This is a genomic window from Psychrobacillus sp. NEAU-3TGS (genome assembly GCF_029955155.1).
Taxonomy (GTDB): Bacteria; Bacillota; Bacilli; order Bacillales_A; family Planococcaceae; genus Psychrobacillus.
The window spans coordinates 386,521-404,027 of sequence record NZ_JAPNOZ010000010.1; the positions used below are offsets into that span (position 1 = coordinate 386,521).

17 protein-coding genes and 1 pseudogene are annotated in these 17,507 nt (G+C 37.9%); 2 read left to right on the forward strand and 16 right to left on the reverse strand.

Annotation, left to right across the window (positions count from 1 at the left end; all coding sequences use genetic code 11):
• Nucleotides 1-7: 7 nt before the first annotated feature.
• From essB to ytxJ, 12 genes and pseudogenes are all read right to left on the reverse strand, one after another.
• Nucleotides 8-1,198 carry a type VII secretion protein EssB gene (gene essB, locus OR571_RS10455; RefSeq protein WP_282242737.1) on the reverse strand — a complete coding sequence of 397 codons (1,191 nt, stop codon included), beginning with the start codon at nucleotides 1,196-1,198 and terminating at the stop codon, nucleotides 8-10.
• A gap of 13 nt (nucleotides 1,199-1,211) precedes the next feature.
• Nucleotides 1,212-1,450: pseudogene (yukD, locus tag OR571_RS10460) on the reverse strand (ESX secretion system protein YukD).
• A 79-nt stretch (nucleotides 1,451-1,529) separates the two neighbouring features.
• Nucleotides 1,530-1,823, reverse strand: coding sequence for a WXG100 family type VII secretion target (locus tag OR571_RS10465; RefSeq protein WP_093265042.1), 294 nt, complete (start codon nucleotides 1,821-1,823; stop codon nucleotides 1,530-1,532).
• 809 nt (nucleotides 1,824-2,632) lie between these two features.
• Complete coding sequence (locus tag OR571_RS10470; protein WP_282242738.1) at nucleotides 2,633-3,475, reverse strand: 3-hydroxyacyl-CoA dehydrogenase NAD-binding domain-containing protein; 843 nt, start codon at nucleotides 3,473-3,475, stop codon at nucleotides 2,633-2,635.
• A 136-nt stretch (nucleotides 3,476-3,611) separates the two neighbouring features.
• Nucleotides 3,612-4,793 carry an acetyl-CoA C-acetyltransferase gene (locus OR571_RS10475; protein WP_282242739.1) on the reverse strand — a complete coding sequence of 394 codons (1,182 nt, stop codon included), beginning with the start codon at nucleotides 4,791-4,793 and terminating at the stop codon, nucleotides 3,612-3,614.
• A 12-nt stretch (nucleotides 4,794-4,805) separates the two neighbouring features.
• Nucleotides 4,806-6,302, reverse strand: coding sequence for a class I adenylate-forming enzyme family protein (locus tag OR571_RS10480; protein WP_282242740.1), 1,497 nt, complete (start codon nucleotides 6,300-6,302; stop codon nucleotides 4,806-4,808).
• Between the two features lie 34 nt (nucleotides 6,303-6,336).
• The gene (locus OR571_RS10485) at nucleotides 6,337-6,654 is read right to left on the reverse strand and encodes a TetR-type transcription factor C-terminal domain-containing protein (RefSeq protein ID WP_282242741.1); all 318 of its coding nucleotides are present in this window, start codon (nucleotides 6,652-6,654) and stop codon (nucleotides 6,337-6,339) included.
• Nucleotides 6,651-6,920 carry a TetR/AcrR family transcriptional regulator gene (locus OR571_RS10490; RefSeq protein ID WP_282242742.1) on the reverse strand — a complete coding sequence of 90 codons (270 nt, stop codon included), beginning with the start codon at nucleotides 6,918-6,920 and terminating at the stop codon, nucleotides 6,651-6,653. The genes OR571_RS10485 and OR571_RS10490 overlap by 4 nt, the downstream gene beginning before the upstream one ends.
• A gap of 17 nt (nucleotides 6,921-6,937) precedes the next feature.
• Nucleotides 6,938-8,086, reverse strand: a complete 1,149-nt coding sequence (locus tag OR571_RS10495) for an acyl-CoA dehydrogenase family protein (RefSeq protein WP_282243146.1) — start codon at nucleotides 8,084-8,086, stop codon at nucleotides 6,938-6,940.
• A gap of 251 nt (nucleotides 8,087-8,337) precedes the next feature.
• A complete protein-coding gene (locus tag OR571_RS10500; protein ID WP_282242743.1) occupies nucleotides 8,338-10,029 on the reverse strand; it encodes a mechanosensitive ion channel in 1,692 nt (563 codons plus the stop codon).
• Between the two features lie 1,002 nt (nucleotides 10,030-11,031).
• Nucleotides 11,032-11,847 (reverse strand): STAS domain-containing protein, encoded by an 816-nt coding sequence (locus OR571_RS10505; RefSeq protein WP_282242744.1) that lies wholly within the window; start codon nucleotides 11,845-11,847, stop codon nucleotides 11,032-11,034.
• Nucleotides 11,848-11,863: 16 nt separating this feature from the next.
• Nucleotides 11,864-12,196, reverse strand: coding sequence for a bacillithiol system redox-active protein YtxJ (ytxJ, locus tag OR571_RS10510; RefSeq protein WP_282242745.1), 333 nt, complete (start codon nucleotides 12,194-12,196; stop codon nucleotides 11,864-11,866).
• Between the two features lie 190 nt (nucleotides 12,197-12,386).
• Between ytxJ and OR571_RS10515 the strand changes: the two genes are divergently transcribed.
• Nucleotides 12,387-12,881, forward strand: a complete 495-nt coding sequence (locus tag OR571_RS10515; RefSeq protein ID WP_282242746.1) for a YusW family protein — start codon at nucleotides 12,387-12,389, stop codon at nucleotides 12,879-12,881.
• A gap of 167 nt (nucleotides 12,882-13,048) precedes the next feature.
• Here the strand turns inward: OR571_RS10515 and OR571_RS10520 are convergent, their stop codons facing one another.
• Nucleotides 13,049-13,513, reverse strand: coding sequence for a divergent PAP2 family protein (locus tag OR571_RS10520; RefSeq protein ID WP_282242747.1), 465 nt, complete (start codon nucleotides 13,511-13,513; stop codon nucleotides 13,049-13,051).
• Between the two features lie 156 nt (nucleotides 13,514-13,669).
• Between OR571_RS10520 and OR571_RS10525 the strand changes: the two genes are divergently transcribed.
• The gene (locus OR571_RS10525; protein ID WP_282242748.1) at nucleotides 13,670-14,002 is read left to right on the forward strand and encodes a DUF5658 family protein; all 333 of its coding nucleotides are present in this window, start codon (nucleotides 13,670-13,672) and stop codon (nucleotides 14,000-14,002) included.
• Between the two features lie 33 nt (nucleotides 14,003-14,035).
• Here OR571_RS10525 and OR571_RS10530 read toward each other — a convergent pair whose 3' ends face one another.
• The 3 genes from OR571_RS10530 to OR571_RS10540 form a co-directional block, all read right to left on the reverse strand.
• Nucleotides 14,036-15,031, reverse strand: coding sequence for a M23 family metallopeptidase (locus OR571_RS10530; RefSeq protein WP_481900380.1), 996 nt, complete (start codon nucleotides 15,029-15,031; stop codon nucleotides 14,036-14,038).
• 557 nt (nucleotides 15,032-15,588) lie between these two features.
• Nucleotides 15,589-16,290: a gamma-glutamyl-gamma-aminobutyrate hydrolase family protein gene (locus OR571_RS10535; RefSeq protein WP_282242749.1), complete on the reverse strand. Its 702-nt coding sequence runs from the start codon at nucleotides 16,288-16,290 to the stop codon at nucleotides 15,589-15,591.
• 24 nt (nucleotides 16,291-16,314) lie between these two features.
• Nucleotides 16,315-17,496 (reverse strand): CaiB/BaiF CoA transferase family protein, encoded by a 1,182-nt coding sequence (locus OR571_RS10540; RefSeq protein ID WP_282242750.1) that lies wholly within the window; start codon nucleotides 17,494-17,496, stop codon nucleotides 16,315-16,317.
• Nucleotides 17,497-17,507 lie beyond the last annotated feature (11 nt).

Here is a 17,507-nt window from a genome sequence, read left to right on the forward strand (position 1 = left end):
TTGTTGCTTATCTTTCTGCTTTTTCTTTCTCTTCCTCTTCTTGCTGCTCCATCAGTTTTTCATATTCTTCTACTTCTCTATCTATTTCATCTAAAAGTGTTTGCATCTCTTCACCCGATAATTTCTGGTCTGCCTTCACTTCTTCACGTCTTTTCAATAAACCATACGTAATAAGCTCGCCGTCTTCCATCGATCTAGCTAGATCCACAGCATTTTCTGCTTCTCCTCGATTAATATAAATCCAATACATTAAATAATCGGCATCCGTCTGCAACGTAATATTAGACAAGACATTTTTTTTCTGTTCTTCGTCTAATCGTTCATTCGTTACAGAAGAATAAGCTAGTTCGTATAACACTACATAAGGCATAGCCTTCACACTATACGGACTTAATCGGGTAACAACCTCACTGTAATTTTGTCCCAAAAAGTATTCATGGCTGAGGGTATATGCTTCATTTTTTGGCTTTTCGTGTATGAAATAAATAATAGTTAATATGATTGCAGGAATAATTAGCACACCAAGCCCTATAGAAAGCCATTTCGTTATCTTCCATTTTTTTCTTGGGAGTTTTACATTCGCTTGTTCCCTTATTTCCAATTGCTCCAATTGCTGACCGATAAAATCGAGTAAGGATTCGCTATCAGTCATCGACATTAATTTTGCGCCAATTTCTTTTAACTCGAGAATCTCCGAGTATTTCAAGTACTCCTCGAACGTAAAAGATGGGTCTATGCTAGCCGCTACAACAGCTTTCGTTTCTAACCAAACTTGCTCATCATTTGTCTCATATGGTGGCAGGCTTCCCATTACGCCATAATACAAAAAGGAGGGCTCCATTCCTCTGCTATATACAATGTTTTCCGGACAAACGATTAAATTTAAGCGAGGATAAGGGTGAGCATAAACCTTTTCTACCAGTTGATTGGCGAACATCCATCTTGATTTTTCATCTTCTAAACGCATGTAACTAAATCGTTTGAGGGAAGATGGAATCATTGCTTGAATGATTAGTTCATCATCTGTTATCGTAATGTCCTTCGAGATTTTCGGGCTTACTTCTTTTAGAAAAATGATTTCTTCCGTTCTTTTAAAGCCGACCCGTTCTTTTTGAAAGACGAACGTTGTTTTACTTTCTTCTTCATTTATTTCTGCACCTATCCGATTTTTTAAATATGTATGTGAATTAGTGGCCATCTTCATAACTCCTTCAAATAATTTCGATTCGATCACCAGTCGTAATTCCGCAATGCGCAAGCGTTAGATGACCTGGAAATAATTTATCTTTGTTTACTACACGCACCCAATGACCTTCCCGTGGAGTTTTGGAAATTGCATTTGCTTGCCACGCTATATCAATCATTTTTTCATCGTATAATAATCGGATAATCTAAGATCCATCACATCACCTTCGTAATTGGACAAATCTACCGTAATTTCTATATACATAATTTCACCTCTATGAAGGAAAAAGCGCCTTCCTCTTTGGAACGACGCTCTACTTTTTTCTTCTTCCTAGTTGGAAGTGTTATCCGCGGATTTGACTCGCGATTTGTTGGTCTGCATCTTGTAATGCTTGACCTGCACGGCTTAATTGAATTCCTACTTCACTTAAAAGTTCACGCATTTCGTTAAAATGAGGTTTAAGTCTTTCGTATTGCTCAGCGAATGCTGCACTTGAAGACCCTTCCCACATGGATTGCAACTCACCAATCATTCCATCTAAACGACCGATTTGGGATCCAACCTCCCCTGACTCATGGTTGTAGCGAGAAGCCATTGCATCTAGTTCTGCTGGTGTTACGCGAATAATTCCTGACATTCCATACATCTCCCTTATCTTTTAATGTTTTGTCATTTATAAAATAACTGTTTTGGGAAGAAATGAAGATTTTAAAATTGAACCTTTAGTACTTCACCAACACAGATACTTCCGCTGTTTTAGTAAATACGAATTAATTTCTGCTCTAATCCAAGGATTCTATTCCCAACTTAATAGAGTGTTAAACCTAAATATTCATTAAAAACAAAATAATTTTTATTTTCAACTTAGGATGCGAGACGTTGGTTATATTTGGAGAAATAAATACCTAACTTTTCCTTAATATAATAAATAACATTACAAGTTGCGTACGTCAAAGTTACAAAATTTACATAAAAGTTTACTTAGTACCATGAACTCAAGGACTTATGTCACAACATTTTAATATGCAAAACTATTTGGCACTTTTTTTATATCGATTTCCGTAATATTTAGCTAAAAAGCAAAAAATCATAAATCAAAAATAAAACTAGTGCTTTTTAATCATTTTCTATCTGAATAGTCTAAAAATATCTCGATATAAAAATACTCAATACTATGTGTTTAAGTAATAGGATTTTTGCCGAAACATTGGAACAGTGAAAATGTACTTTCTTAGGTGAGAAATCATTCACTATAGGTCTTAAATCGTTTCAAACTAATTTATTATCAGCATGATTGCTTTTGTATTCTAATAGGTAATAGGTTGCTCTTGATAAAGAATTGGTTGCTTTCAATGCTAAGTACGTTGCTCTATGCCATTTACTGGTTATATCACTTCATCCTCCAAACATAAAAAAGCAAGGAGAATTACTTCTCTCCTTGCTTTTTTATCCATAGTCGTAAAATCCTCGTCCACTTTTTCTGCCTAAATGGCCTGCGCGAACTTTTTTACGCAATAATGGTGGCACTCGATATTTGGAGTCGCCTGTTTCTTCTAATAAGGTTTCTGCAACAAACAGCATCGTATCTAGTCCGATTAAATCAGCAAGCGCGAGTGGTCCAATTGGATGATTTGCACCGAGCATCATTCCTTTATCAATATCCTCTGCTGAAGCAATCCCTTCGCCAAGCACAAAAATGGCTTCATTGATCAATGGGACTAAGATTCGGTTCACCACAAATAATGGTGCATCTACAATGGATATACTCTCTTTCCCAATTGATTCTACTAAACTAGCTACAGATTCGTATGTTTCGTTGGAAGTATCCGATCCTCGTACAATTTCGACAAGCTTCATAACTGGTACTGGATTGAAGAAATGCATTCCAATTACTTTTGATGGTCGTCTAGCTGCAGTAGCTAATTCTGTTATGCTTAGTCCCGATGTATTCGATGCTATAATTGCTTTTTCATTCAACAATGCACCTAACTCTGCAAATACCTTTTTCTTTATTTCCATATTTTCAATGATAGCCTCGATCACAATATCTGAATCCTTTAAAAGTGGAAGCTCCTTTGTAAATGTAATTCTCTCAAACACTTTATCTATTTCGCGTACATTCTTGCCTTGCTTTTTGTACACTCTTTCTAAATTTGTATGCATTATTTTCTCTGCTCGAACAAGCGCTTCCTCATTTACATCACATAAGATTACTGTATGTCCGGCATCTGCCATCACTTGCGCAATTCCGTTTCCCATCGTACCGGATCCTAACACGCCTATGTTCATCTACTCATCTCCCTAGAACTTAAACTTTCTAAAAATATATAGCAACGTCTGCAGGTTTATTTCGCTATTTCCCGGGAAATTTCGACAGCTTTCGCCCATGAAACCTCTACCACATTAATAACTACTGTTACTAGGACTACATACTCTCTATTACAACCGCGATTCCTTGTCCTCCACCAATACATAAACTAGCAACTCCGTATTTTAATCCTCTATTTTTCAACTCATATGCTAATGACAGAAGAACCCTCGTTCCGCTAGCCCCAACAGGATGGCCTAAAGCAATGGCACCGCCGTTGACATTTGTTTTGGCACGATCAAGTCCTAACTCTTTTTCCACGGATAAATATTGAGCAGCAAATGCTTCATTTACTTCTATTAAATCCATATCCTCTAATCGGAGTTTTGCTTTTTCCAAAGCTTTTCTGATTGCAGGTACAGGACCGATTCCCATAATCGCAGGGTCGACTCCTGCTACACCCCAGGAAACGATTTTAGCAATCGGCTTCAGTCCGTTTTCCGTTACTGCTTTTTCACTCGCTACAATAACAGACGCGGCACCATCGTTAATACCACTAGCGTTACCTGGTGTCACTGTTCCATCTTTTTTAAAGGAAGGTCTTAAAGTGGCCAACTTTTCTGCTGTAACATCTGCTTTTATATGTTCATCTGTTGATACAAGTATTGTCCCTTTTCGAGTCGGTACTTCTACTGACACAATTTCATTTGCAAAGACACCATTGTCACGAGCTTCCCCTGCACGTTTTTGGCTTTGTAATGCAAATTCATCTTGCTCTTCACGCGTTATTTCATATTGCTCCGCCAGTTTTTCTGCCGTCATTCCCATTCCACTACCTACATATTCATCTGTAAGTGTTGAGAGCACCATGTCTTCATAAACGACAGGGCCCATTTTAGAAGCATTAAAACGCGCATTGAAATTGGAGTACGGAGCTAGCGACATATTTTCTGCTCCTCCGGCTAAAACAATTTCAGCTTCGTTCAATAAAATCAATTGTGCAGCAGAAACAACAGACTGCGCTCCAGAACCACATAACCGGTTCACATTATAAGCAGGAACTTCTACAGGTACTCCTGCTTTCAAGGCGATATGTCTGGATAAAAACGAAGCATTCGTGCTAGAGTGAATAACATTTCCATAAATAACATGATCCACTTGAGTAGCATCCACTTTCGATCGTTTTAATGCCTCTACTGCTGTCGCAGCACCTAAATCATCTGCTTTCACTTGTGCAAAGGAGCCTCCAAAACTAGTAAAAGCCGTTCTAGCACCATCTACAATATATACTGAACACATTTCTTTTCCCCCTTATTCTTTTCGAAGAGCCGTTTTCAACACTTTTCCGCTTGCATTTCTAGGAAGAGTATCGATAAAAACAATTTCTTCTGGTATTTTATAGTTTGCCAATCGTTTCGAACAGAAAGAAATAATAGCTTCTTCTGTCAAAGTTTGACCTTCTTTTAATACAATAAAAGCTTTTGGAACTTCCCCATAAACGGTATGTGGAATACCTACAACCGCTGCTTCAAAAAGCTCTGGAATTTGATATAATACCTCTTCAACTTCTACAGGGTATACATTTTCCCCAGCTCGAATAATCATGTCTTTCTTCCGATCTACAATATAAAGCAGTCCATCCTCATCGAATCGGCCTAGGTCCCCTGTATATAACCAACCGTTTTGAATTGATCTACTCGTTGCTTCCTCATTTTTTAAATAGCCTTTCATGACTTGAGGGCCTTTCGTAACTATTTCCCCGACTTGCCCGACTGGTAGTGGTTCTCCAAATTCATCCACAACTTGTACTTGTGTTTGTGGAAGCGGTTCTCCTACAGAGCCAATCTTGTCTAATGCATGATGATCCTTTAGCGTCGTAGCGGCCGGAGAATTTTCTGTTTGTCCGTATAAGTTTTGTACTTTCACATCTGGATATAATGCTTTCACTTTTCGAACCAATTCGTATGGCATCGGTGCCGCTCCATAAGTAAACAGTCGGAGATTAGGTAACTGTAAGCCTTGCATTTTTGGCGTATTCAATAAAATACTGTACATCGCAGGTACCCCAAAGAATATCGTGATATCCTCTTGCTCCATCGTATTTAAAGCGCGTTCAGGGGAAAATCCTTCTTCAATCACAATCGTTCCACCCGCATAAATGACGGGAATACTAAAAACATGACTCGCCGCACAGTGAAATAATGGAGCGACAATTTGCATTCGATCTTTGGAGTTAAGCTCCATTGCCTTTCCCCATATCTCCGCAACCGCTCTCACATTACTCGCTGTCAACATAACGCCTTTTGGCTTACCAGTCGTACCAGAAGTATAAAAAACGACGCTCGTCCGTTCTTCATGCTCGCTTACTTCCTTGTAAGTAATAGTTTCATCTTCTAACACTTCTATTAAGCCTTCGTTTTCTCCTACTACTAGCGTATTTTGAAATTTTGCAAATGTTTCAGGGATTTCTTTTAAAATTGGCTCCATATCCGCACCATAAATAAGCGCTTTTGCTTCAGAATGCGCAAATATGTAATCCACTTCAGGAGCAGCAAGCTTTGTATTGACAGGCATTACGCTAAATCCACCAAGCTGACATGCATAATAACAAATTAAGAAATAATCGGAGTTATTCAAGTAAACTGCAATAATATCTTCTTGCTCGTAGCCTTTTGCTTGAAAATAACCAGCTAATCTTTTAGCCTGCTCGTAAAACGCTGAATAGGTTGTATTTCTTCCCTTAAACTGCGTGATTAAATGATGGGCTTGCTCTTTTGCATGGAGTGCCAATTTTTCCGTAACGAACATATATCAGATCCCCTTTTGTTTTAAATGATGATATTCATTTCACAACTTTTAACAAATAATCTGCATAAATTGTTTGTAGCTCTTCTATTGTCTTATCCCCATCAAGTCTGTACCATTGCTGAATCCAGTTCATAGAACCGAGTAATATCATTCTTGCCATTTTTGGTTCTTGTACCGAGAACTCTCCCTCCTTCACTCCTTTTTGAATTACTTCGTCAAACCACTCCGCATATTCATTTCGCTTACGCAAGATAGGATGTAGATAATCCTTGGAAAAGGTTTGGTCGGGCTTAATGATCATATTAAACGTTTCTTTTTCTTCAATCATATAACGTATATGATTGGCAATCATCTTGCGTAGTTTTTGTTCATTAGATAGATCTTCATAAAAAAATCGTGTAACTCACTAATTGCCTGCCCCAACACCATTTCGTGGCATTGAAAAAGGAGATCTTCTTTATTTTTAAAATAGTAATAGAGAGAACCTTTCGTCATAAGAAGCTCTGCAGCAATCTCTTCCATCGTTGCACCTTGATATCCTTTTTGGTTGACGATTTTGACAGCAGATAAAATAATTTCTTGCTTTTTCTTCTGCAGTTTTTTCTCTGAGAGCTTCATCCGGATTCCTCCCTTCTCTATAAATCTAGCTTCTTCGCTATAATGGTTTTCATAATTTCCGTTGTGCCCGCATAAATACTCGCAACTGGAATATCTCGGTATCTTCTTGCAATCTCGTATTCTTCCATATATCCGTATCCACCGTGAAGCTGCAAGCACTCAGCTGCCACCCGTTTTGCCATTTCACTAATCCACCATTTTGCCATAGACACTTCTTTTACAATGTCTTCATTTGCAATATGACGAGCTGTCAATTGATTCACATATGTTCTACCTATATCTATTTCCGTTGCCATTTCCGCAATTTTGAATTGCGTATTTTGAAATTTACTAATCGATTGACCAAATGCTTTTCTATTTTTTACATAGTCAATCGTTATTCGCAGCATTTCTTCTGCTTCTATTTGACATTGAAGCGCAACGACTAAACGCTCCTGCTGCAAGTTCTGCATAAGATAATAAAACCCTTTACCCTCTTCACCAAGTAAGTTTTCTGCAGGCACTTTTACATCTTCGAATATTAACTCCCCAGTATCTCCGCTATGCATGCCGATTTTATCGAGCTTCTTCCCACGCTTAAAGCCTTCCATCCCGTTCTCCACAACGAGTAAACTAATTCCTCTATAAGCAGGGGTGGCATCTGGATCCGTTTTACAAACAATGACAGCAATATCCGCTGTCAAAGCATTTGTGATAAATGTCTTTTCGCCATTTAAAATGTAAGTATCTCCCTCTTTTCGAGCAGTCGTTTTCACTCCCGCTAAATCGGATCCAACACCAGGCTCCGTCATACCAATTGCAGTAATTAGTTGCCCACTTATACAACCGGGAAGCCACTTTTCTTTTTGTTTTTCCGTTCCAAGACTCTCGATGTAAGGGCTTACAATATCAGAGTGCAGACACATTCCACTTGCTAAACCTTGACCTACACGTTCAAGTTCCTCAATTAAAATCATCGAATAGGAAAAATCTAGCCCAAGTCCCCCATATTCCTCACTAACCCATGGACATAAAAAACCATTCTCCCCCATCTTTAGCCAAAAATCTCTTGGTATAGCTCGTTTTGCTTCCCATTCATCATAGAATGGGTACGCTTCCTTCTCTAACATTTTTTTCAAAGCTTTGCAAAATAACTCATGCTCATCCGTTATAAAAGAAGCTTTCACCAAAATAATTTAACCTCCTCTATAATTTAGTCTGAAAATTCAATCTAAACTTATTATACTTCTTCCGTTCTAAAAGTATATATTTTTTTGAACGTCGTTTAATTTTTGAATAAATACATTCATTTTTCATTTTATGTTGGAAAAGCTCCAAATATATATCCATCTTGTGTTTTATTCTGTCACATACCTTTTATATACTCACCACAGTAAAAACGCCCTGGCATTATTACACCAGGGCATTCTGATACAAATTATTTATCAAACTTTTCGTCATTTGGCGGTATATCTTCATAGGGATGTAAATCATCAGTAGATGGAATATTATACCCTGTATCAGGAGATTCATTTAAAAAGCCATTTGTCTCCCTTGTATTTTGCTCCGTTTTTTTAGTTGCTTGAACGTCCTTCTTCATCGATTGTTTCATCGACTCTTTTTGAGCTTGAAAGTTTTCCTTTGATACTTCTGCATCCTCTAAGCTTTTTTCCATTTTACTTAAATAACGAGCTGCGTGTTCTCTTCCACCCAATCCGAATGCCAAGCCAAACGCCAATGCTAATCCGCCTAGTATTAGGATAAAGGCTGAGTTAATGATGGAAGCAGCTATTCCTAACTGGTCTAATGCCATGAAGAATGCGAAAGCCAAAATCGCATATTTCGCCACATAACGTAAGAAATGTGGTGTTCCGGAAGAATGCTTCATCAAACTTCCGACCAATTTTTCTACCAAGTTCGCTAACCAAAATCCTACTGCTAAAATAACAATTGCGGCAAACACAGATGGTAAATAAGCAAAAATTCCAGTTGCCAATGTCACCATGAATTCTAGCTCCAACAATTGCAAAGCTTCTACAACAAACAGTAAGATAATCACAACTTGAACGATTGTACCTAGCAATGTTGAAAAAGTTGGTGTCGAATCATTACCAGATTTGAATCCCATTTTACCAAATACTGAATTCACACCACTTTTTTCAAGAAGCGATACAACGACATCCTTTACCCATTTCGCGACAACGATTCCCACTAACACTAATAGGATTGCCACAAAAATCTTCGGTAGCATGGCAAGAACATTGTTTAACATAGCAATAGCAGGTGATGAAATACCTTCTAAATCTAAAATTTCTAATGTCGTAATAGATACTGGAATCATGATTAATACAAAAGTCACAACTCCAACAACTTTTGATACACTAGTTCCTTCTATAAAGGAAGAAATCTTCAGCTTATCTGCTAATCGGTCTGCACCAGCAGATTGCAAAAACTTCTCTATTAAATTACGAGCTAGTTTCGCAACAAACCAACCAATAGTAAACACAATAGCTGCCGATACTAGTTTAGGAATAAAATTAAAGAAACTAGCAAGCATCCCCTCGAATGGTCCGCTTAATCCATCAATTCCTAATGCATTCAATACTGCTGGAATAAACAATAAAAAGATTAAATAGTACGCAACGTTTGCTGCTGTATCCGTCCATTTTGTCTGATCCACTTTTTCCGGATCAACGCCCGTTTTTCCAACGTATTTATTTAAAGGAAGCTTTGAACCTGCCATTTGAATCACTTTTTTGATAACAGTTGCTAAAATCCAAGCAAATAATAAAATCAAAGCAGCTTTTAAAATATTTAAGAAAGCACCCGTTAATCCAGAATACATGGAAATAAACGGAGTGGCCATTGTATTCAGGTTCAGTATATTAAAGAATAAAACAAATGCAAAAATCAACACAATAGCAAAGACTACTTTGCTTATGATTTTCTCGACTGACCATTTAGACTTTGTATTTCCTAAACGCTCATTCACATGAAATTTCCTAAGTATTTTATACGTCGTGTTTTCTAATATCTTCGCAATAAAAAATCCTATTAATAATACCAATAAACCTATTAATATCTCGGGTAAAAAAGAGAGTGTATCTCTCCAATAATACTGATCTAACATTGCTTCTCCTCCTTATATAATAACTTTTCTATAAGCTTTCATATTTACTCTGTTACCCACCTAACCTTCTTCTCAAACTAAAGTAAACACAAGGAGACAATTTACTAAATAAAATAAAGTATGGAAAAGCCCATTACTCTATGTACTTGCCATCTGTCCATTTAGTTCATAGAAAACATAATAAGAATAACTCACATTATAGGTAAGCTGCGACGTAGTGAGTTGAATGAAGTTTCCGCTAAGATTTCCGCTGCAGGACGTACGCTTTCCGCCGGCTTGGCTTCAGCCGCTTCCTTCGCTATGCTCAGTCCAGGGTCTTCAGCTCAAGCTATTCCGGCTGGAGTCGACGACCTTCCGCTACAATCTATGAAGGAAACCGCTATCTAAAAGGCGTCACTGTTTAACAAATGAAACTTCTTCAAAGGTTTGCCAACTATTTAATGCTAATAAATGGTGTATCGCGACAAAGCCAAGCAAGCGGAAACTTTTTGTAAAGTAATCCCAAATAACATTCATCCATATCGGTGTCTCATTCCAAGTAAACTTGTGTGATGAAAAATTGGTTGCTCTCAGGTGCAATTTGATTGCTGTTAAGTGCAACTAGTTGCTCACAACAGTCGTTTAGTTGCTTTCGACAACTGTTTGGTCGCCCTTATCCATTTTCTGGATCTACAGAGTGGCAAACTGTTGATAATTTTATTTTTAGTAAGCCGATGATAAATAAAAAAGAATTTACCATTGATTTTCGCTACAGTCGTCGACTCCTGCCGGATGAGTGGGCTAATGAGACATTCCAACGACGCCCTCAGCGTCGGAAATGGCTCATCGCTCACCCGGCGGAAAGCGTACGACTGCAGCGAAAATCATAGCGGTCACCTTTATAAAACTTTTTCTTCGCAGTTTCCCTATACTGATCGACTAGCTATAGAACTTATAATTTTCCAAGCTATAAAAAAAACGACTTCTCATTACGAGAAATCGTTTTTATCTTCTATAGGATTCCTATTTCAAACTATCAATCGCTTGTTTAACACTGCCAAATGTCTGAAATGAGCTAAAATCAATACCTGCTCGGACAACCTCCATGGAAAGATTGGGACGAATGCCAGAAAATAATACATGGATGCCAAGTAATTGAAGTACACTGTGAAGGATAAAGATCTGCTCCGCCACTTCAGAATCAATCGTCAAAATACCACTAAAATCAATAATCAAATGGTCAATCGAACGACTCGGGATCAAGGGCACTAAATGATTAATGACGTATTGAAAACGATAGGAATCAATCATACCGATTAAAGGCAATACCGCTACTCCTGTTTGGATGGGTACAATAGGAGCCGATAATTCGTTTATCTCTTTTTGACGTTCTTCCATTAATGAATCACGATAAACTTCATATGCGGAAATAGTCTCCATAAGGCTTACATCCATCAAATAATTAATTCGATTATTTATTTTCACTACATTTTCAACTGATAATCCGTGATCTATCGATATCTGGGTGATGCACTCTAAATACAATAAGCGGTTTTTAGCAAATGGTTTAAGAATCGTTGAAAATTGGGAAAAAAGAGCCGCTTGCTGTTCACCGACTTGTTTACTCCATTTGATTAGTTCTGCTTCTGCAGTTTCCTCTGATTCTTCAAAAGATTGAGCTATAAGCACTAAAAACTCCACATTCTGTTGAATTGAATGCTCTAACATCTCTTCTGTAACTGGTATATCAACGTTTATTATTGCTTTTTTTGTTATATCTCTTATAACTATTTCGGCATTATCGATTAAATACCGTCCTACTTTCCTTACTTCTTCCATACAATCTCTCCGTCCCCTATAATGTTCCCGTTGCCTTTGTTAATTCTTTATTTGTAATCTTCCTATGAGAAGCATTCCAAACAGCTCGTCCATCTACTATTAAAAACGCTTGTGGTGATTCATGACGTACACCTAAATCATTTTCTATCTCATTAGACACCGCTCGATGTTCAATCACTTTAACTAAGTACGTTTCTACTGGTGAATCAAACGACGTAAACTCTCCATATGCATATGCGCTAATCGGGCAAGTCGTACTATGCTTAAACACAATGACCGCTTTCTCTTTTGATTGCTCCAAAACATCTTTCCATTGATCTACCGTAATAATTTCTGTATACTTTGCCATTTGAACCATCCTCCCTAAATTTTCTCCTTTATATCTTATATACCATTATACAAGACTTCCCCTTCAAAACACCTATACTTTTCATACTACCCTCTTTTTAAAAAATCTATCATTCTTGTATTTGTTTAATAGGCTCGTTTTTAGGTTATTTATAATATGTAGATCCAATCATCATGAGAGGAGAATGTACATGAGAGCAAAGAAACCTACCATACTTGCAACAATACTGCTATCATCATCGATGCTTGTTGCTGCTTGTGGGAATAATGATGAGCCAGAGGAAAACGTACCTGATGGAACAGCATTTGAGGAGGAACAAAATGAGAAAGTCGATGATTCTCAAACAAAAGAAGATCCAGAGAGCGAATTCGGCTTCCGTTTTTTAAATTTACACATCAGTACACCCGACAATAAAGATGCAATAATAGCAGAATACTATGGAAACTCATCACGATCGGAAGCAGTTTACAAAAATATGCATGCTGCCGCGGATGTGCAAGGAGATGCTGCATATACGTTACTCGAGCAAGTTTTTACAGATCTTCAGATAACCCAAGACATGAGTAAGGAAGAAGTAATCGAAAGGGTAACGAGGGCTTTTGATGCAGGTGATTATACAAACTTTGACCTTGAAGTTGAATACGAAGATGGAGAAACGAAAACATACACGGATAGCAAAGAATAATAAAAACCAAGCCGGGATCTTAGCCGGCTTGGTTTTCATTTATGCTATTTTGTTTTATCTTCTCTTATTTTAGAGAGTATGATACAGTAAGACTAAAGCAACAAAACAAGAAAAACTCCCCAAGTTTTCCAACTTAGTTTTTCTAATTTCTTATTATGTTCTGCTCTTCAATCTTCCAATTTCGCACATATAACGCCAAAAATAGTTCCCAATAGTGCACCTGCTACTACTTCCACTGGCTGATGTCCAAGTAACTCATTTAATTCTTCCTCTCTTTGAACATACTCAAAACTCGGAAAATTACCCGATAAGGTGGCTATATTGTCTTCCAAATCATTTACAAGCTGTGCAATCTCGCCTGTATGTCTCCTGATTCCCTGTGCATCATACATTACGATTACACCAAACACAACAGCAAGCGCTGTCTCCGTATGACGAGTTCCTTTATTAGCCGCTACGTAAGATGCAAGTGCTGCTACTCCTGCAGAATGCGAGCTTGGCATTCCTCCCGTTGTAAATGCTTGTTTAATATCCCATTTTCCCGTTAACTTTTTATGCGTTAATATTTTTAAACCTTGCGCTAGCCCAATTGCAGATAAAGCTGTAACAATTCCTCGATTCATTTTCGTCATTTTGTCCTCCAACTAGCAAGTTTTATATGTATTTACATTTCCCTATCTAACATTAAATAATCCTGAAAATTATATTTTCTTATTTTTTATGAATAATCATTGAAAAACTTCAACATAATAGCACAAGCCAAATAAATCGAAGGGAGGACAATCCATGTGAATCGGAGGATTTTAGCCCCTACTCAAATAAATTCTTTTACACTAGCAATATTCCTATTAATACTAGCCATTTTCGATTCTATATTTACCGATTTCGGCATCCGATACGGTCATATCTCGGAGGCTAATCCATTTATGCGCTTCGTGTATGAAAACAATATTGCCATTTTTTATTCCATCAAAATTATCCTTCCACTTCTTTTTATGTATATCATCACAAAATTTCAAACGAGAAAGTATATGCAGCTTTTAATTGGGTTTACGCTTTTACTCTATACACTTGTTCTATTCCAACACTTTTTTTGGATTTCCTTATTGTTTATTTTGTAAAAGATCCAGCAACTCAAGAGCTGCTGGATTTTTTTACTTATTTTTCTTACTTTTTTCTTCTCGTTCCCATCTCTTTAAAGAAGGGAAAGGGTCGTATGCCCATTCGACTCGGCCGTTGTATTTGTACATGCCATAATGCAAGTGAGGTGGGAATTTTCCAGATGTCCCTTCTTTTCCATAACCTGAGCTTCCAACATACCCAATTATTGTTCCTGGCTCGAGTATATCTCCTTCTTTTAAACCTTTTGTATACCCTGATAAATGAGCATAATAATGGTACGTGTTATTTACATCTCTAATACCGATTCTCCAGCCACCGTAATCGTTCCATCCCATTATTTCCACTTTGCCAAAAGTAGTGGATTTCACGGGAACACTATAAGAAGCAAACAAATCAGTACCTTCATGCATTCGTTTACCACCCCAGCCTCTCGAGTCACCCCAAGTACTGCGATAGCTATAATTGTGATTGATAGCAAGTGGAAATGCACGCGCATCTAAATTTAATGATTCAAACTCCTTATAAATTTCTGCGTTTGTCATAATTTGTTTAACTGTTTCATCGCGTTTATAATACTCCTTTAGCGCTTTTTCAAAGTCTTTTTCCGTCACTCCAAACTGTATTAAATATTCAGTTAAAGTGTACATCACATCATCATCATTTCCGCGATCTGCCTTACCGTCCTGATTGCCATCTAAGCCATGCCCATTGAAAAAAGCGATCGAATTCAGGTTTGTATCATCTAGCAACGGATTTAGCACGCCTGTCCAATAATCATCGGAAAATTGGATAGCAACAACGCCATCTCGCTTCGGGATATCATTTCTAACTTCCTGGATATTCCGTTCAAACTGATCGATAGCAGCTAGATAATACCAAGGCAAAACATCACTCGAATATTTTATATAGTACTCCATGCGCTTTTCTAAAATTTGCTCTCTCGATAGTTCTTCAGCAGCAGAAACAGCAGTGGAAAGAAGAAAGACAAAAACACATGTAGAAAACGTCAGTCTAATCCAGCTAATCAAACAAAATACCTCCTTTTTCTATATAGTAGCTTTCCCTCCTGACATCATTTCATGAATAAATAAAACGTGTATTTATAACCAATTAAAGGTTACATTAAGCAGATTAGGAGCAGCTTTTCTTACGTCAGAAATAATGAAGGAAATGTTCCGCATTAGGGGGATTTGAATGAAGTGAACGCTGGAATTTAACACGGCGGCGCTTCGCTTTCCATAGGCGAGCGACAATCCGCCGCACCAAATTTCTGAATTAGGTATTTGCAGAAAAAATACTTCCAAGAAACGGCAAAGGAGAACCAAACAGCTGTTGAAAGCAACCTGTTCTACTCTGAAAGCAATCAAACGACACTTGAGAGCAATTAATAGCAGGCAAAAAGCAACCAAATTACCCTGGAGAGCAATCAATTTGAAAGTCAGGAGATATTTGCAACCGATAAATTCTAGTAAGTGATATAACGCGACAAAGCCAACCACCAATATCAATCACCATAGATCTTAATTATTCCTAAACCAAAAAAACGACTGCTCTTAAACAGTCGTTTCCCTTAATACGCTAAAATTTACTTCACGCAAGCCTCTATAAAACGTTCAAAAATCGTAGCAGAAATCAGATCATCTTTCATCAATAAACTTTCAGGATGCCATTGGATTCCCATAACAAACGGGTGGTCTTTACTTTCAAAAGCTTCAATAATTCCATCGCTCGCAATCCCGCTCACCAAAAATCCATCTGGAATATTGCGAACAGCTTGATGATGAAAACTATTCACTTTAAACTTTTCTACCTGAGCCACCTTACTTAAAATGGTGCCTTCTGTTACATGTACAAAGTGAGAAGCATACCAATTTGGCGCTTGTTGGTCGTGCTGTAGAAGTTGCTCGGTTGACTGCGCATATATATCCTGATACATATCTCCGCCAGCGGCAATACTTAAAATTTGAGCTCCCCTACAAATTCCTAAAATAGGCTTATTCTTTTCTAACATTTTTTGAACTAACTGTATTTCAAATACATCTCGCTCTGGTACAATACTTCCTAAACGCGGATGAGGCTCTTCTCCAAACAAAGTCGGATCAATATCGCCCCCGCCAGTCAACAGAAGCCCATCTATCCTATCGATGATTAGGTCCACTGCTGCATCCTGCAAATTTGGCAGCACAATGGGAACCCCACCAAAACGAGCGATTGCATGAACATTAGCAGTAGGAACGGAAAGAGCGTCGTCCTTTAAATTCGATGAAACACCAATAATTGGATTCAAATGGATTCTCCTAAACAATTTATTTTATACGGAAATACTGTTTTTCGTAGCTTTTTCCATTACTTTATAGTCAAAACCTAACTCCTTTAAAATAGCTTCTGTATGTTCTCCCACCGCAGGAATGGGGTTCATAACAGTTTCTATTTCATCAAATGTGGCAGGTGGAAGTAATGCCTTTAAATTGCCAACCGGAGACGCAACTTCTCTCCAGCGATTTCGAGCCTGTAGCTGAGGATGGGCCATTAATTCGCTCACTGTATTAAGTCGTGCATTTGCTATTTTTGCATCCTCAAGTAGTTCAATAATTTGAGTAGAATCCATCTTTTCAAAAGCATGGTCAATAATAGCCTTTAACGCATTTTTGTTAGATACTCGATTAGAATTATTACTAAAACGAGCATCCTGCGCTAGCTCGCTATCTTTTAGTACATTTTCACAAAAACGAACCCATTCGCGTTCATTTTGAATGCCCATAAAAACTTGTTTTTGATCTCCAGCCGTAAATGGTCCATATGGATAAATGGTAGCATGACTAGCTCCCGTTCTTTTTGGTTCTATCTCACCGTAGCCGGCATAATACAGTGGATAGCCCATCCATTCTGCCAGCGCCTCAAGCATCGATACTTCTAAAATAGCACCTTTACCAGTTTTGCTTCGAGCAATGATTGCAGTTAAAATTCCCGTATACGCATACATACCCGCAGCAATATCTGCAATCGATATACCCGATTTAGATGGTGTGTCTTCCGTTCCAGTAACCGAAACTAAACCAGCCTCACACTGGATTAGTAAATCATATGCTTTCTTCTCCATATAAGGACCTGAAGAACCATATCCTGAAATTCCACAAATGATGAGCTGCGGATATTTTTCTTTTAACTCCGTCGCACTGAAACCAAGTCGATCTACAGCACCTGGCGCCAAATTTTGAATAAACACATCTGCATTTGCTAATAATTTATCTAAAACTTCTTTTGCTTCCTCTTGTTTTAAATCGAGTGTAATAGACTCTTTGGAACGATTAATCCAGACGAAATGACTAGCCATTCCTTTGACCGTTTTATCATAATTTCGAGCGAAGTCACCAGTTTCTGGTCTTTCCACTTTAATAACACGCGCTCCTAAGTCTGCAAGCTGCCTTGTAGCAAAAGGTGCTGCCACAGCCTGCTCCAACGATACTATAGTTATCCCTTCTAAAGGTAACATACGATCTCCTC

Excerpts from the sequence above, each read along its gene's own strand:
- essB (WP_282242737.1), bottom strand. The coding sequence starts at position 1,198 with ATGGCCACTAATTCACATACATATTTAAAAAATCGGATAGGTGCAGAA.
- OR571_RS10465 (WP_093265042.1), bottom strand. The coding sequence starts at position 1,823 with ATGTCAGGAATTATTCGCGTAACACCAGCAGAACTAGATGCAATGGCT.
- OR571_RS10470 (WP_282242738.1), bottom strand. The coding sequence starts at position 3,475 with ATGAACATAGGCGTGTTAGGATCCGGTACGATGGGAAACGGAATTGCG.
- OR571_RS10475 (WP_282242739.1), bottom strand. The coding sequence starts at position 4,793 with ATGTGTTCAGTATATATTGTAGATGGTGCTAGAACGGCTTTTACTAGT.
- OR571_RS10480 (WP_282242740.1), bottom strand. The coding sequence starts at position 6,302 with ATGTTCGTTACGGAAAAATTGGCACTCCATGCAAAAGAGCAAGCCCAT.
- OR571_RS10485 (WP_282242741.1), bottom strand. The coding sequence starts at position 6,654 with ATGATTGCCAATCATATACGTTATATGATTGAAGAAAAAGAAACGTTT.
- OR571_RS10490 (WP_282242742.1), bottom strand. The coding sequence starts at position 6,920 with ATGAAGCTCTCAGAGAAAAAACTGCAGAAGAAAAAGCAAGAAATTATT.
- OR571_RS10500 (WP_282242743.1), bottom strand. The coding sequence starts at position 10,029 with ATGTTAGATCAGTATTATTGGAGAGATACACTCTCTTTTTTACCCGAG.
- OR571_RS10505 (WP_282242744.1), bottom strand. The coding sequence starts at position 11,847 with ATGGAAGAAGTAAGGAAAGTAGGACGGTATTTAATCGATAATGCCGAA.
- ytxJ (WP_282242745.1), bottom strand. The coding sequence starts at position 12,196 with ATGGCAAAGTATACAGAAATTATTACGGTAGATCAATGGAAAGATGTT.
- OR571_RS10515 (WP_282242746.1), top strand. The coding sequence starts at position 12,387 with ATGAGAGCAAAGAAACCTACCATACTTGCAACAATACTGCTATCATCA.
- OR571_RS10520 (WP_282242747.1), bottom strand. The coding sequence starts at position 13,513 with ATGACGAAAATGAATCGAGGAATTGTTACAGCTTTATCTGCAATTGGG.
- OR571_RS10540 (WP_282242750.1), bottom strand. The coding sequence starts at position 17,496 with ATGTTACCTTTAGAAGGGATAACTATAGTATCGTTGGAGCAGGCTGTG.